This window comes from Rhizobium sp. SVR5-9E, assembly GCF_056755095.1.
On sequence record NZ_JBNDHS010000585.1, the window covers coordinates 1 to 249 of the forward strand.

Consider the following 249-nt stretch of genomic DNA (forward strand, 5'->3'; position numbering starts at 1 on the left):
CCATGCGCTTCGACGATCGAACGGCAGATCGACAGACCGAGACCCATGCAGCCATGCTTGGTCGTGTAGAAGGGACTGAAAATCCGTTCGAGCAGCTCGGGTCCGAGGCCGGGGCCTGTATCAGCCACGGCCACGCACAGGCAGTTGGCGCCCTCCCTCATCGTCCGAACTCGCAGCTCGCGTGAACCGTCGATCATGGTGCCCATGGCTTCAGTAGCGTTGATGACCAGGCTCAGGATCACCTGCTGC

1 protein-coding gene is annotated in these 249 nt (G+C 61.8%); it reads right to left on the reverse strand.

Translation table 11 applies throughout. From position 1 onward, the window contains the following. Positions 1-249: ATP-binding protein (locus ACPYOJ_RS36170; protein ID WP_481420504.1), on the reverse strand; the 249-nt coding region annotated here is incomplete at both ends.